This is a genomic window from Ningiella algicola (genome assembly GCF_028401415.2).
GTDB lineage: Bacteria > Pseudomonadota > Gammaproteobacteria > Enterobacterales > Alteromonadaceae > Glaciecola.
The window spans coordinates 3,935,355-3,950,581 of sequence record NZ_CP171821.2; the positions used below are offsets into that span (position 1 = coordinate 3,935,355).

General features: G+C 44.9%; 11 protein-coding genes. 1 reads left to right on the forward strand and 10 read right to left on the reverse strand.

Translation table 11 applies throughout. The features are described from left to right. Positions 1–45: 45 nt before the first annotated feature. From PN836_RS17095 to gltB, 4 genes are all read right to left on the reverse strand, one after another. Complete coding sequence (locus PN836_RS17095) at positions 46–651, reverse strand: DUF2726 domain-containing protein (protein WP_395340597.1); 606 nt, start codon at positions 649–651, stop codon at positions 46–48. A 120-nt stretch (positions 652–771) separates the two neighbouring features. Further along, positions 772–1,194, reverse strand: a complete 423-nt coding sequence (locus PN836_RS17100) for a hypothetical protein (RefSeq protein ID WP_395340598.1) — start codon at positions 1,192–1,194, stop codon at positions 772–774. Between the two features lie 157 nt (positions 1,195–1,351). After that, entirely contained in the window at positions 1,352–2,767 is a 1,416-nt protein-coding gene (locus tag PN836_RS17105) for an FAD-dependent oxidoreductase (protein ID WP_395340600.1), read from the reverse strand. Positions 2,768–2,785: 18 nt separating this feature from the next. Beyond that, a complete protein-coding gene (gltB, locus tag PN836_RS17110) occupies positions 2,786–7,252 on the reverse strand; it encodes a glutamate synthase large subunit (RefSeq protein WP_395340602.1) in 4,467 nt (1,488 codons plus the stop codon). A gap of 566 nt (positions 7,253–7,818) precedes the next feature. On the opposite strand from gltB, the gene arcB reads away from it, so the two are divergent. Continuing rightward, complete coding sequence (gene arcB, locus PN836_RS17115; protein ID WP_395340605.1) at positions 7,819–10,179, forward strand: aerobic respiration two-component sensor histidine kinase ArcB; 2,361 nt, start codon at positions 7,819–7,821, stop codon at positions 10,177–10,179. 13 nt (positions 10,180–10,192) lie between these two features. On the opposite strand, the gene mgtE is transcribed toward arcB, so the two are convergent. From mgtE to PN836_RS17145, 6 genes are all read right to left on the reverse strand, one after another. After that, positions 10,193–11,551 carry a magnesium transporter gene (gene mgtE / locus PN836_RS17120; RefSeq protein ID WP_395340608.1) on the reverse strand — a complete coding sequence of 453 codons (1,359 nt, stop codon included), beginning with the start codon at positions 11,549–11,551 and terminating at the stop codon, positions 10,193–10,195. Positions 11,552–11,595: 44 nt separating this feature from the next. After that, the gene (locus PN836_RS17125) at positions 11,596–11,895 is read right to left on the reverse strand and encodes an HPr family phosphocarrier protein (RefSeq protein ID WP_395340611.1); all 300 of its coding nucleotides are present in this window, start codon (positions 11,893–11,895) and stop codon (positions 11,596–11,598) included. Between the two features lie 20 nt (positions 11,896–11,915). Then, positions 11,916–12,809: an RNase adapter RapZ gene (rapZ, locus tag PN836_RS17130; protein ID WP_395340612.1), complete on the reverse strand. Its 894-nt coding sequence runs from the start codon at positions 12,807–12,809 to the stop codon at positions 11,916–11,918. Between the two features lie 78 nt (positions 12,810–12,887). Further along, the gene (gene ptsN, locus PN836_RS17135) at positions 12,888–13,331 is read right to left on the reverse strand and encodes a PTS IIA-like nitrogen regulatory protein PtsN (protein ID WP_395340615.1); all 444 of its coding nucleotides are present in this window, start codon (positions 13,329–13,331) and stop codon (positions 12,888–12,890) included. Between the two features lie 12 nt (positions 13,332–13,343). After that, on the reverse strand, positions 13,344–13,631 hold the full coding sequence (hpf, locus tag PN836_RS17140; RefSeq protein WP_395340616.1) for a ribosome hibernation promoting factor: 288 nt from the start codon (positions 13,629–13,631) through the stop codon (positions 13,344–13,346). Between the two features lie 23 nt (positions 13,632–13,654). Beyond that, positions 13,655–15,175 (reverse strand): RNA polymerase factor sigma-54, encoded by a 1,521-nt coding sequence (locus tag PN836_RS17145; RefSeq protein ID WP_395340617.1) that lies wholly within the window; start codon positions 15,173–15,175, stop codon positions 13,655–13,657. Positions 15,176–15,227 lie beyond the last annotated feature (52 nt).

Sequence of the window (15,227 nt, forward strand, 5' to 3'; positions counted from 1 at the left end):
ACTCAGACGGTAAATACAAGTGGGGCTTAGAGAATTTGTTTAAGACTATGCGGCGGCGGCTCTGCGACTTGGGCTAAGCGGTCGAGTGGGGCGCTGATGTGTTTTGATGATACTCGGTTTATCTTGCGCATTGGTTGCGAAAGATAGTTTGCCCTGTCTGCGTCTCAGTGGAACCAGCTTTGCCTCAATACATTCTTTTATCTCTTGTACGCTGTAGCCACCTTTGGCCCTAATGCGCACATGCGGAATAGAAGCGGTGTCCAATGCGCCACTCACGAAAAAATCTCTTTGAGTATTATGTCCTGTCTGACCGTTGCCCATTACCAAATCGATTGCCATAACGGGTGACAAGTCTTTTTTATCGCACAATACAAAGTCAATCTGCTTACCACCGGCTCGCAGCACTGCGCTGTTAGCAATTTTTTTGTCGGTATTGCTTCTAAGTGATAGTAAATCGATAAGCTTTACACGGCACAATACACGAAATTCATCGCCTACGGATTGCTCAATTAAGCTAAGAAATTGACGTTCCGCTGCGGTAAACAACTGTTTTTTGACGGCAAAAGGAAAAACGATTTTGTTGTCATTGAGCTTTATAGCGAGCACAGAAACACAAATCAGTACGGCTAATAATATAATTGCTATTTCCATGAGAACTCCAACTTACTTACGAAATACAAGCTAATGTGTTTTCATGGAGTTAGCAAAGCTTGTGCCAATAAAATTACGCTATGCTGTTTTTTTGGCGCAAGCTTGTGATTTAGTTAATTCTTATGCTTCAAGATTTGCTTTTACAAGCACGTCTACCTGACTGCCCGAGCCGTCTTCTGAGATAATAATTGTGATATTGTTGTCATCGCTCTTCAAAATGAAACGGTTTTTGATTTCGCTTTGTTGGGGGTATTGCTTGTTTTTTTGATAGAACTCGATAACGCTTTGAGGAGAACTGGGTACAAAAAATATCATGCTGGCAGGCAATTCTGTGTCGAATACCTGACAAAGCTTGCCGCCTTGTGGAATTTCGACATTAAAGAATCGTTCAGGACAAACTTGCGCATGCATTAAATCTGTCGCATCCTGATTTATATCACCTTCACTTGCCATGAGCTTTGATGCGGCGAAAATAAGGATAAGCAGCAGCAGGTGTTTTGAACCCTCCCACAGCGCGTGTATTAGCATAATGATAAACTTCATATCGTTACCTGTTACTTCTAGCTTGTTGCCCGCTTTTAATTTAACAGAACAGGTGTGATTGACAATACGTAACATCGCTCAAAGGGTGTGTAATCCACACCCCAAGTATATGTTCTTATATTTAAGTCTCAGCCCCTAACTGATGGACCTGAAGCAACTACACTTCAAGATAGTCTAATATGCCTTCAGCTGCTTTTCTGCCCTCATCAATTGCAGTTACAACAAGATCTGAGCCTCTTACCATGTCCCCGCCAGAGAATATTTTTGGATTGGATGTTTGGAATGGGAATCGACCAGCGGCAGGGGCGCGCACTCTGCCTTTCTCATCCAATATAATGCCTTGATCCGAAAACCAACTAGCTGGACTTGGTGAAAATCCAAAAGCAATGATCACTGCATCTGCTTTGAGAATATGCGCCGAACCCGGAATTTCAACAGGGCGCCTACGTCCTTGCGCATCAGGTTCACCCATTTCGGTCTTCACCATTCTCACGCCGATAGTCTTTCCATTTTCATCCACGGCAATATCGATCGGCTGCATATTAAATTGGAACTGTACTCCTTCTTCTCTTGCATTCACCACTTCACGACGTGAACCAGGCATGCTCTGCTCGTCACGACGATATGCGCAAGTGACAGACGCTGCACTTTGTCTTATCGAAGTCCTGACGCAGTCCATGGTGGTATCTCCACCGCCAAGCACAACCACGTGTTTGCCCGACATGTCGATAAAGTCTTCAGGAGATTTTTCAATGCCCATTACGCGATTGGTGTTTGCAATTAAAAAGGGCAGGGCTTCGTAAACGCCTTGGGCATGTTCATGTTTGAAGCCGCCCTGCATCGCTTTGTATGTCCCCATGCCAAGAAAGACCGAGTCGTATTCATTCATCAGGGTGTTGAATTCGATATCCTTTCCAATTTCAACATTCAAGCGAAACTCAATGCCCATTTCGGTGAAGATTTTGCGTCTGAGCTGAATCACTTCTTTCTCTAACTTAAATGATGGGATCCCAAAGGTCAGTAAACCGCCAATCTCTTCATACTTATCGTATACAACGGGCTTCACGCCATTACGCACTAAAATATCGGCACAAGCTAAGCCTGAGGGACCGGCGCCTACAATGGCGACTTTCCTGTCAGTCCATTCAACACCTGACATATCTGGTCGCCAGCCCATTTTAAACGCAGTGTCAGTAATGTACTTCTCGATGCTGCCGATGGTCACAGCGCCAAAATCCTCGTTAAGCGTGCAAGCTCCTTCGCATAAGCGGTCTTGCGGGCAAACCCGTCCACACACTTCTGGCAAGCTGTTAGTCTTGTGCGATAGTTCAGCTGCTTCTATGATTTTTCCTTCATTGGCCAAATCTAGCCATTGAGGAATATAGTTATGCACCGGACACTTCCATTCACAATATGGGTTGCCACAGTCTAGGCAACGGTCAGCTTGTCCAGCAGCCTGAGAAGAGGTCATCGGCTGATAAATTTCGCCAAACTCTTCTGTTCGCATGATAATCGGTTTTTTGGGTGGGTCGATACGAGCAACGTCCACGAATTGATATACATTTTTAGCCATAATTCATATGCTCCTTGGCTATTGCGCTTGGATGCGCAGTTCAGCGCTTGAACGACTAATGTGTCCGAGCAGGTTTTTCACATCGCTGGTTTTCGGCTTCACCAATCTGAATTTCTGCATCTCTTGGGCGAAATGTGTCAGCAAATGCAGCGAATGCGCGCTTCCTGTTTCTTCGTAGTGTTCATTGATTAAGCCCCTGAGATGCTCAGACAATATCACTTTGTCTTGAATACCTTGTACATCAATCAGCTCATGGTTGACGCGCCTTTCAAGATCATCAAATTCATCGTAAAGGTAAGCAAATCCGCCGGTCATGCCTGCACCAAAGTTAACGCCTACGCTACCCAGCACTGCAACAATTCCGCCTGTCATGTATTCACAGCCGTTGTCACCAATGCCTTCGACCACCGCTATTGCACCAGAGTTTCGAACTGCGAAACGTTCACCCGCTCGGCCTGCGGCATAAAGCTTTCCGCCAGTCGCGCCATATAAGCAAGTGTTACCCATGATGGCACTGGCGTGTTGGTCGAAGGTGACTCTGCTGGGTGGATTAATGACTAACTTGCCGCCGGTCATGCCTTTACCCACGTAATCATTCGCATCACCAATTAGGTGCATATGAAGACCGCCTACGTTAAATACTCCGAAGCTCTGTCCAATGGTGCCCTCAAGTCTAATCTTAATTGGGTTGTCGTCTACACCAGAGTTGCCAAAGCGTTTTGCAATAAAACCAGATAAGGTCGCGCCGACCGAGCGGTCGGTGTTGCGAACAGGATATCTCAAGTGTATCGAACGCTTTTCATATACTGCGTCTTGCGCATCGTTAAGTATGCTTAAGTTCAGTTCGCCTTTATCGATTGGGCTGTTGGTCGTTTCCGAGCAAAACAGCTTGGTATGATAGCCCGCTTCAGGTTTTTCGAGTAAGGGCGACAAATCTAGCTTAGCTTGTTTAGCGGTCTGCCCTTCTAATAGTGCAAGGAGCTCTGTACGGCCCACTAAGTCTTCAAAGCGCGCAATACCAAGACTCGCCATGATTTCTCGTACCTCTTGCGCAACAAACTTAAAGTAGTTCATCACCATCTCGGGCAGTCCAATGAAGTAATTATCACGCAGTTTAGCGTCTTGGGTGGCAACGCCGGTGGCACAGTTGTTCAAGTGGCAAATCCGCAAGTATTTACACCCCAGTGCAACCATGGGACCTGTGCCAAAGCCAAAGCTTTCAGCACCTAAAATGCCAGCTTTGACAACATCAAGGCCGGTTTTCAAACCGCCGTCGGTTTGCACTCGCACTTTATGTCTCAAGCCGTTTTCGACAAGCGCTTGTTGCGTTTCTGCCAGTCCTAGTTCAAATGGGCTGCCAGCATACTTAACTGAGGTCAATGGACTTGCACCGGTGCCGCCGTCGTAACCAGATACTGTGATAAGGTCGGCATAGGCTTTTGCCACACCCGTTGCAATAGTACCTACACCAGGTTCAGATACCAATTTCACTGAAATCAGCGCCTCAGGATTGACTTGTTTTAAATCGAAAATTAGCTGCGCCAAGTCTTCAATTGAATAAATATCGTGATGTGGAGGAGGCGAAATCAAAGTCACGCCAGGCACTGAAAAGCGAAGCTCTGCAATATACTTATTGACTTTATCGCCTGGTAATTGACCACCCTCTCCAGGTTTAGCGCCTTGTGCCACTTTGATTTGGATAACGTTTGCATTGACTAGATAATGCGGCGTCACGCCAAACCTACCAGAGGCGACCTGTTTGATTTTGGAGTTTTTCTCTGTGTTAAATCGCTTTGGATCTTCTCCGCCTTCACCGGAATTTGATTGACCACCAAGTCGATTCATTGCAATGGCTAAGGCTTCATGCGCTTCAGGGCTCAGTGCGCCGATAGACATAGCGGCGGTATCAAAGCGAGGATAAAGCTTTTCAGCTGCCTCGACTTCTTCAATATCAATTGGATTGTCGGAAACTTTCAACTGCATAAGGTCGCGAAGGTGACTTGGATTTCTGCCGTTTACCAAAGATGAAAAGCGTTGATAGTGTGCATACTCACCGCTGACAACAGCATCTTGTAGGGTTTTCACCACATCTGGGTTATAAGCATGGTATTCGCCGCCATGCACAAACTTAAGTAATCCGCCATGAGATATACTCTTACGTTTTAGCCAAGCGATTCTGGCAGCGTTGATCAAATCTTGCTCAAAATCTTCAAAACTTGCGCCTTGAAGACGGCTGGGAACGCCTTTAAAACAAAGCTCGGTCACGTCATCACTAATGCCTACTGCTTCAAACAGTTTTGAACTGCGATAACTTGCAACAGTGCTAATTCCCATTTTGGACATAATTTTGAAAAGGCCTTTGTTGATGCCTTTTCTATAATTTAAAATCGCGTTCATAGGCGATATATCGAGATCTTTGTGGTCAACCATTTGCTCGATAGTCTCGTAGGCCAAGAATGGGTAAATCGCAGTAGCGCCCAAGCCAATTAAGACTGCAAAATGATGGGGGTCGCGCGCAGATGCTGTTTCAATCACAATGTTTGCATCGCATCGAAGTTGTTTTTCGACTAAACGGCGCTGCACAGCACCTACTGCCATTGCTGCTGGAATAGGGAGCTTGTCCTTTGCAATATGACGGTCGCTTAAAATGACAAATGCAGCGTTATTGTCTTTTACCGCTCGCTCAGTTTCGTCACAAATACGGACAATCGCATCTTCGAGTCCTTCATCTAGATGGTAGTTGATATCAATTTGTTCGTAATGGTAATACTTTGAATCGTACTCTTTGAGCTGTTTAAGATCCGTGTACACCAACACCGGAGAATCAAACAGTACTCGATGTGCATAACCACTGGTCTCGTTGAAGACATTTTGCTCACGACCAATACAGGTAGCAAGTGACATGACATGGTTCTCGCGCAGTGAATCTATAGGTGGATTGGTGACCTGAGCAAACTGCTGTCTGAAATAATCGTAAACCGTTCTTAGTTTTGATGACATTACCGCCATTGGGGTGTCGTCACCCATTGACCCGACGGCTTCTTGCCCGTCTTTCGCAAGCACTTTAATCACCTGCTGCATTTCTTCGTAGCTGTAATTAAAGAGCTTATGAAAGGTTGCCATTTGATCGTCACTGAATACACGATTACCAATTTCAGAGGCATCAACCTGCTCAATTGGCGCAAGCCGTTTAATGTGGGACGTAATCCAGTCGGCATAAGGATGGCGAGTTTTTAAATCTTCATCAATTTCATTTGAGCGCCAGATTTTTCCGGTATGCGTATCTACCGCTAGCATCTCACCTGGGCCAACGCGTCCTTTTTCAAGCACGTCTTCTTGTTTGTAGTCCCAAATTCCAATTTCGGACGCTAAGGTAATAAACCCATCTTTTGTGATCACGTATCGTGCTGGGCGAAGGCCATTTCTATCCAAGTTACATGCAACATGACGACCGTTTGTCATCACAATGCCGGCTGGCCCGTCCCAAGGTTCCATATGCATGGAGTTAAATTCGTAGAAGGCTCTTAAGTTTGGATCCATCGTTTTATTATTTTGATAAGCCGGTGGTACTAACAAACGCATCGCCCTGAATAAATCCATACCGCCTGCCAAAAATAGCTCTAGCATGTTATCCAAGGAACTAGAGTCAGAGCCTGTGGTATTTACAAACGGCGCCGCATCGCGAAGATCGGGAATAAGCGGGGTAGCAAATTTACTGGTGCGAGCGATGGCCCAATCACGATTACCTTTGATGGTGTTAATTTCACCGTTGTGCGCTAAAAACCGAAAGGGTTGCGCTAAAGGCCATTTCGGTAAGGTATTGGTTGAAAAGCGTTGATGGAATACACAAATAGAAGACTGCATATCGGGATCGGCGAGGTCATGGTAAAAGGCAGGTAAATCGCGCGGCATCACCAACCCTTTGTAAATCGTTACAAAGGTTGATAGACAGGCAATATAAAAATCTTCATCGTCCATCAAACGTTTTTCGGCGCGACGTCTTGCGACGTAAAGTCTGCGTTCTAAGTCGGGTAGTGACCATCCGCTGGGGGCATTGACAAAAATTTGTTCAATTTGAGGCACGCCCGTTTTAGCTAAATCGCCTAATATGTCGTTGCTTGTAGGTACTTCGCGCCATCCGACCACACTCAGTGTTTCTTTCTCTAGCTCTTGGTTAAGAACGTCGCGCGCGGCGCTGGCTTTAATCGGATCTTGATTGAGGAATATCATGCCAACGGCATAGTTTTTGTTCAGCGTCCACGATTTGTCATGCGCGACCTTGCGAAAAAAAGTGTCCGGTTTTTGTAGAAGTAGGCCACAGCCGTCCCCGGTTTTTCCGTCCGAAGCAACGCCCCCTCTATGCTGCATTCTATCGAGGCCTTCGATGGCGGTTTGCACTAGGCGGTGACTGGAGTCTCCTTGGGTATGGGCAATTAGTCCAAATCCGCAGTTGTCTTTCGAGTCGCTTACATTATATAAGGCCATTGTCCTAAACTCCTTCACATGCTTCATATCGCGCTAATCGCGAAAACGAAACGTGTTTTAATATGCGCAAATCTATATTGTTTGGATCGAGCTTAAACTACCGATACTTTTGTTGTTGTGTGATTCGCAGTGTTGTGTCTCTATTTCATAGCTATAATAATTGTCATAGCAGTCCCGCATGAGCATATGGAATTTTTATGCAATATTGCCATTGCATATGCGTTTTAATTGGCGGGTCAATGAAAGTACCTAGATCTGCTCATAAAATCAATCATCACTGATAATAATTAGCTCATTCATGAGAGTTATAATAGTTAAATTATTGATTTTTAAATTATTTTACTTTTCCCAAAAATATTTTTCCGTTGTAAAAGGTCGTTAACACGCAAAAAGTAGCTTGAATTCAACGCTTTATATTCAGCTTGATTCATCACCATAAAAAATGAAAATTGCCAGCCTTATAACGAATAATTATTCTATCTGCATTGTTGAAGTCTGAAGTCGCGCTACCCTGCAATTTGAATTCTTGGTACGATGCACTCAAGGCTTCTTCCCAATCAATATATATGCAATTTAAAACACCATCCGATTCATGGGCGATTAAGTTTGCCCAATTCGTTGATAAGGTCGGCACGTTTAAAGTGAGCGTGCTTTTTGTGCTGTTTACATTAATGTTCACTCTGCTCGGCTCATATGTGGTGAGAGCCAGTATGGGTAGTGATATTGAGGTTGATGATTTTATAGGCGCTTTGGTACTAACACTGATTAGCGCGCCATGGGTCCTGTACTTTTTTAGTGAACTTATCAAGCACCTAGAACATTCTAGAATTAGCTTAGAAGAAGCCGTTTCGCAATTAGAACGCCTGCGAAGACACGACGTCATTCTTAATCGAGAGCTTCAAAATAACATTCGTCAGCTCAACTATGAAATTGAGCAACGCAAAAATGCCCAGCTAGAGCGTGAAAAAATGTTTTCCGAACTAGAGCGCCAAATCAAAGAAAAGTCAGAGCAAGAGATGCAGGCTCGTCGCTTATCTACTCTCACGCGCTCCATCATCGATGCTTCACCAGATCTCATTTACTATCGCAACGAGGAAGGTAAGTTCGCCGGTTGCAACAAAGTTGCAGAAGAGCTTGTCGGTAAAACAGAAGAAGAATTGCTTGGACTCACGCCTCATCAAGTCTACGATGAGGAACTTGCGCGGCAAGTTGCGGCATCAGATCATGAAGTGCTTGAGCGAAATGCCTCCATTACTGAGGAGCTGTGGCTAAAATTCGCAGATGGTCGAAAACGCTTTTTTGAAATGCAAAAAGTCCCGTTTTACGACAGTGACGGTCATCGTTTAGGTCTGTTGGCCTTCGGGCGAGATATGACTGAGCGTAAGCAGTCTCAAGTTGCCATTGAACAAGCCAGTAAAGACAAAACAAAGTTCATAGCGACTATTTCCCATGAACTACGAACTCCGCTTAATGGGATTGTTGGTTTAAGTCGAATGCTTCGCGACACCAAGCTAGACAAAGAGCAATACGAATGGGTAAGCACTATTTATGCTAGTGCGATTACGCTTGGCAACATATTCAATGACATTATCGACTTAGACAAGCTCGATAGAGACAAGGTCGAAATACAGTTAAAAACCGTATCAACCACCGCTTTTGTAAATGAAATCGCCAGCATTATTCGCCTACTAGCAGAAGATAAAAATCTCAAGTTCAATTACGATATTGTAGAGCCTGTGCCAGCGGCTTTTGAGGCAGATGGAACACGTCTTCGTCAGGTTTTATGGAACATGTTGTTTAATGCTGTCAAGTTCACGCCAAAAGGCTCTGTCTCGCTAACCATGTCGGCGAGCAATACCAGTACAACTAGTGCAGAAATTCACTTTACCATCGTTGATACGGGCATCGGGATTGCCAAGGCCGAGCTCGACAAGATTTTTGCGATGTACTATCAAGTCCAGCGCGATGACCATAAATTTGCTACCGGCACTGGCATTGGCCTCGCCATCTGTAAGCAAATGGTAGATAAAATGGGCGGCAATATAAAAGTGAATAGTGAAGTAAACAAAGGCACATGTTTCGAAATCACCTTGCCGGTTAAAGTGTCAGAAGAGCGTGCTGTTTTAGAGGAGTTACAAGTCACTGGCCTGAATATTCTGTTAGTTGAAGATATTGAACTTAATGTCATGGTAGCTAAAGCATTGCTTGAAAAGCTCGGTCAAAAAGTGTCGGTCGCAATGACGGGGCAAGCGGCTATCGACATGATTCGAGAACAAACCTTCGATTTGATTCTGCTGGATATTCAGTTGCCAGATATGAATGGCTTTGATGTTGCAAGAACGGTACTTGAGGAAGATTTGGTGCTGCAGACTCCAATCGTAGCGTTGACTGCAAACGTGATTAAAAAGCGTGAAGAGTACTTGCAAAACGGTATGGACGACGTGATTGCGAAGCCAATTAAAAAAAGCAGAGTGATTAAAGTATTTAACGAACTGTTCGCAGGCAGCGATTCTGATCCGGTCACTTTGGTTCAAGACAAAGAGGACAAAGTCAAGATTCAAACAGAGGCGCCCGTTGTGCTTGATGCTGAATTGCTCAACATGCTAGTCGATACCATTGGCGATGCTATGGTGAAAACGAGTCTTGGTGTTTTTCAGGATAAGATCCCCGAATACGTTGAGATAATGAAGGTCGCATTGACTGCCCATGACAAGGATGAAGTGTGCTCGCAAGCACATAAAATAAAGGGAGCGGCCGGATCTGTTGGGTTATCCCGAGTGCAGGCGTCGGCAAACCTTATCCAGCAAGGTGATCATCCCGCATGGTGGGAAAATGTGCACGATTGGATGGAGCAATTGGAGATGGCTTTAGAACAAGATGTTCCTGCGCTTGAGCAATGGCTTTCTGAAAACGAAATAGATGACTAGCTTTAAGACCTTCTTAAAGCAAAAACAGGGTTGCGCTGCCCAAGAAAGCAAATATTCCAACTACGTCGGTTATAGTGGTGAGAATAACGCTGCCTGCAAGCGCCGGATCGATTTTCAGCTTTTTCATAATGATTGGCAAGGTTGCGCCTGCTAACCCTGCTGCAATCATATTCATCATCATGGCAAACGCAATGACGCCGCCCAGCATATAATCTTGTTTCCAGATGGCAATAACGCCGGCGATAAGGATTGCCCATATCATGCCGTTGAAAAATCCGATAGCAAGTTCTTTTCGCACCAGCCATAGGGAATTGCTGGCTGTTACGTGACCAAGCGCCATGCCGCGGATAACCAAAGTAAGGGTCTGATTGCCTGCGACTCCGCCCATGCTCGGTACGATGGTGTTCAATATTGCAAGAACGGCCAACTGACTTAAGGTAGATTCAAACATGTCGCTAACTGCTGCGGCGAGCAGGGCAGTGATTAAGTTCACACCCAACCAGACGCTTCGCCTTCGAGTACTTTGCCCTACAGGTGCGAAGGTATCCTCTTCATCATCAAGCCCCGCCATACTCATCATAGAGTGCTCAGCGTCTTCACGAATAATATCCACCACATCATCAATAGTGATTCGACCCACAAGCTTATTGTCGGCATCTACCACTGGCGCAGAGAGCCAGTTGTAACGTTCAAACATACTTGCGACTTCATTGTCGGGCATATCATCATGAATAGCCTTTGGCTCGTCGTCCATGATCTGAGCAACAGAAACATCTGAATTTGACGTTAGCAAACTGGAAAGTGATACGGTGCCAATGAGCACATCTTGGCGGTTGACGACATACAGTGTATCGGTGTTTTCAGGAAGTTCGGTTTTCAGGCGCAAGTACCGAAGCACTACATCAATATCGACATCAGGCCGCAAGGTCACCGTATCGGTGTTCATAATGAAACCGGCAGTCTCCTCACCATACGACAGTGCCTTTTCTGCTCGGTGTCTGTCTTGCGTATCCATTGATTTTAAGATGCTTTGCAGTACATCATCGGGTAGCGTACTTAGCGTTTCGGCTAAGTCATCGGTATCCATTTCCTCAAGTGCATCAACCACATTTGAGGGCACCATTTTGGCAATAATACCGTTACGGACGTCTTCAGAAAGCTCTTCAAGTACATCACCATGAAAATCTGCGTCGAGTAAACGCCATAGCTCGTCGCGGGTTTTCGTGGGTGAAGATTCTAGCAGTAAGGCAACATCTGAAGCAGGTAAATCAAGCAGCATTCGCCTGACGCGGACATAAGCGCCAGCGCCAAAGGAACGGTTGATTGACTCTAAACGCAGTTGCGTTGTAGATAATTCTGCTGTTTCAGACATGAGCTCTCCGCAGATGTGGACCTATTTTCCCAAGTTGGGGCGTATTATTCTTGCTCGTCGAATTTATTTTGTATAAGTGCGCAAATCGCTCGCATCGCCTCATGCGCATCACAACCGCTACATGTCACATTAACGGTTTTTCCCTGCCCGCTCTCAAGCATCATCAGCGCAAGGACACTGTCTGCAGGCGCGCTATTGTCTCCTTGGGTGAGTTCAATACTGGCTTTAAACTGATTGGCTAACTGAACCAATTTAGTTGCCGCTCTGGCATGCAGCCCAAGTTTGTTGACGATGGTTATTGAACGCGACAACGTTTGTGAACCTTCATTTGCACCATCACTCATCTTAAAGCGTCACTCTTTTATTATTGCTCAGAGCTTTCTTTGGCATCATTTTTTTGTTCTGTTGGTTTATGTAGTTTTAGTTCTCGATGTTTCACTTGTACATCACCATGTGTGGCCTTGAAGGTTTCAGATAGTGATTGCGCAACAAATACACTTCGATGCTGGCCACCTGTGCACCCTATAGCAATGGTAACATAACTTCGGTTGTTTCTTTCAAGATGAGGCAGCCAAGTCGTTATTAGGTTTTGTACTTGCCATATGAACTTCATCACCAGCGGTTGACCTGCTAAAAAAACCTCTACAGGGCTGTCGAGCCCGGTTAAAGGGCGTAGGTCAGGGTCCCAGTGGGGATTTGGTAAAAAGCGCACATCAAACACATAGTCAGCATCTTTGGGTAAACCATATTTAAAACCAAAGGACTCAAACAAGATAACTAAATCAGTGCTTTTTTTGCCCAGAACACGTTCTCGAATCAATTCTGCTAAATCATGTACAGAGAGTTGATCGGTATTGATGGTTAAGTCAGCTTTTTCTGCCACGGGGATCAGTATTTCGCGTTCGGCGTTGATAGCATCGGTAAGCGAATTAGACAATTTAAATAAAGGGTGTAGCCTGCGCGTTTCGCTGTATCGTTTTATTAATACGTCATCACTTGCGTCTAAAAATATGATCGTAATATCCCAAAATTCGGGCAGATATGCCAAAATCTCGGATATTTCCTGCTCTGCTTTTGGCATGTTCCTCACGTCTATGCTCACAGCAACCAATTCGTGTTCGTCAGCTAGGGCATGAGTTAAGGTAGGCAGCAGATTTACGGGAATATTGTCAACACAGTAGTAGCTTAAGTCTTCCAGTGCACGAAGCGCAATGGATTTGCCCGAGCCGGAACGACCGCTAATAATTAAAAGCTTCACAACTTACTCCTATGGGCACGCACAAACAGCGTATGAAACAGAGTTTAGAAAGCTTTAAGCTTAATGACCCAACGTGAACTAGGCAAGCGCACTGACGATTTCTTTTTTATCCTCTGCCTTTCTGATGGCTTTGACGATATCTTTGTCGCTGAGTTTTCTGGCAATGCCTGATAGGGCTTTAAGGTGTGTATCGGCTTCTTCGCTTGGTACCAATATCGCGAAGAAAATATCAACAGGTTTGTTGTCAATTGCGTCAAACTCTATGGGTTCGTCGCTGGTGACAATAATCGCCATAATCTGGTTGATGCCATCGATGCGACCATGCGGAATAGCAATGCCGTTGCCGATGCCAGTGCTCCCCATTTTTTCCCTGCTAAGCAAACTGCTCAATACTTCACTTTGGTTTAATCTGGGATTCTGTTTGACAGCAATTTCACTGATGACTTCAAAGATACGTTTTTTGCTATGACAGTCGACCGAACACTGTGTTCGGTCGAGTGAGATAATGTCGCTGATTATCATAGGTAGGAAGGCTCAATGTCGTCTTAATTTCTCTTTGTGCTTAATTACTTGCCGGTCAAGCTTATCAATAAGAGAATCGATGGCCGCGTACATATCGGTGTGTTCAGAATTTGCGAATACCTCTCCGCCATTGAGATGCACAGTGGCTTCTGCTTTTTGATTCAGTTTTTCAACATTCAAAATAACGTGCACGTTGTTGATATGATCGAAGTGTCGCTCTAGCTTTTCAAATTTTGTATCCACGTAAGTTCGCAATGAATCGGTAATTTCCACGTGATGACCGGTAAGATTAATTTGCATATGCTAGGTCCTCTTTTTGCTGTCTATATAAGACTCTTTCTTTGGTTGGATGGGGGAATGTTTAACGATTCCCGATATTTTGCAATGGTTCGCCGAGCAACCTGAATGCCTTGTTCAGCGAGCATTTGTGCAATTTTACTATCACTTAATGGCTTGCTTGTTGGCTCTACCGCAACCAGCTTCTTAATTAAGGCTCTAATTGCAGTAGAAGAACAATTTTCGCCTGATTCGGTTGCCACATGTGAAGAAAAGAAATACTTTAATTCAAATATACCGCGAGGCGTATGCATATATTTTTGCGTGGTTACGCGGGAAATAGTTGATTCATGCATATCCACCATTTCGGCTACGTCATTAAGCACCATAGGCACCATTTTCTCAGGGCCTTTTTCAAAAAACTCTCGCTGCCGTGACACAATACAATGAGAGACTTTGAGTAAAGTCTCGTTGCGGCTCTCTAAGCTTTTGATAAACCATTTTGCTTCTTGTAAATGTGACTTAATAAACTGAGAATCGTTCGGGTTTTTTGTTGTTTTTCCTAAGCTCGCATAGGTTTCGTTTACTGAAAGTGCAGGCAATGCATCGTTATTTAATTCGACCGTCCAAACACCGTTCTTTTTGTATACATTCACGTCAGGAATGACATATTCAGGCTCCTTCGCGGAGATTGCACTGCCTGGGCGAGGATTGAGCGTTTTTAGTAAGCGCATCACCTCTCGAAGGTCGTCCTCTTTGAGCTTCGTTTTTCGCATTAGCGTGCGATAGTCTTTACTCGCTAGCAAATCGGAGTATTCATTGATAATCGCTTTCGCTTCGTCTAACCAAGGCGTGTCTTTATCGAATTGCGCTAGCTGGACGCTGAGACACTCTTGCACAGAGCGAGCTCCTGCGCCTAGGGGATCAAACATTTGCACACGTTTGAGTACACATTCGACTTCGTCAAGCTCAACTTCTTCGTTGTCAATGCTTTCTAAAATATCTTCACTGCTGGTGGTCAGATATCCCGACTCATCAATCGAGTCAATAATTGCGATGGCAATAGAGCGGTCGATTTCTGAAAAGTGCGTGAGTTCCACTTGCCACATGAGGTGATCTTGAATGCTATCCGACGTTTCCCCTTGAAACACATAATCATCATCAGGATTAGTGCCCACCATTTTAATGGGCGCAGAGCTTGAGCCCAAATATTCCTCCCAAGAGCTATCAAGGGGTAGGTCATCCGGCAGATCACCTTTTTCAAGCGCGTCGTGGCTATCCATATTGTCACTGCCAGAGAGTACTTCTGTTTCGGCGCTAGAGGCAGAGTTTGCGTCTTGTTCTGAATTTGACTCTGACGCCTTTTCTTTTTTGGATTCGTCGCCTCGTGAATCATCACCATCTGAGAACTCTTGCTCAGTCATCTCAAGAAGGGGGTTTGATTCTAAAGCCTCTTGGATTTCCTGTTGTAAATCTAAAGTAGATAGCTGCAAGAGTTTTATCGCCTGCTGAAGCTGCGGCGTCATGGTGAGCTGCTGACTAAACTTTAGTTGTAACGAGGGTTTCATCTACTTCCTTTCGTTAATTCGCACTAACGTACAAGCGTATACACATTCACGT

Bases quoted from the DNA above. Each gene is read 5' to 3' on its own strand.
- arcB (WP_395340605.1), top strand. From the start codon at position 7,819: ATGCAATTTAAAACACCATCCGATTCATGGGCGATTAAGTTTGCCCAA.
- ptsN (WP_395340615.1), bottom strand. From the start codon at position 13,331: ATGATAATCAGCGACATTATCTCACTCGACCGAACACAGTGTTCGGTC.
- PN836_RS17145 (WP_395340617.1), bottom strand. From the start codon at position 15,175: ATGAAACCCTCGTTACAACTAAAGTTTAGTCAGCAGCTCACCATGACG.
- PN836_RS17100 (WP_395340598.1), bottom strand. From the start codon at position 1,194: ATGAAGTTTATCATTATGCTAATACACGCGCTGTGGGAGGGTTCAAAA.
- PN836_RS17095 (WP_395340597.1), bottom strand. From the start codon at position 651: ATGGAAATAGCAATTATATTATTAGCCGTACTGATTTGTGTTTCTGTG.
- PN836_RS17105 (WP_395340600.1), bottom strand. From the start codon at position 2,767: ATGGCTAAAAATGTATATCAATTCGTGGACGTTGCTCGTATCGACCCA.
- PN836_RS17125 (WP_395340611.1), bottom strand. From the start codon at position 11,895: ATGAGTGATGGTGCAAATGAAGGTTCACAAACGTTGTCGCGTTCAATA.
- hpf (WP_395340616.1), bottom strand. From the start codon at position 13,631: ATGCAAATTAATCTTACCGGTCATCACGTGGAAATTACCGATTCATTG.
- gltB (WP_395340602.1), bottom strand. From the start codon at position 7,252: ATGGCCTTATATAATGTAAGCGACTCGAAAGACAACTGCGGATTTGGA.
- mgtE (WP_395340608.1), bottom strand. From the start codon at position 11,551: ATGTCTGAAACAGCAGAATTATCTACAACGCAACTGCGTTTAGAGTCA.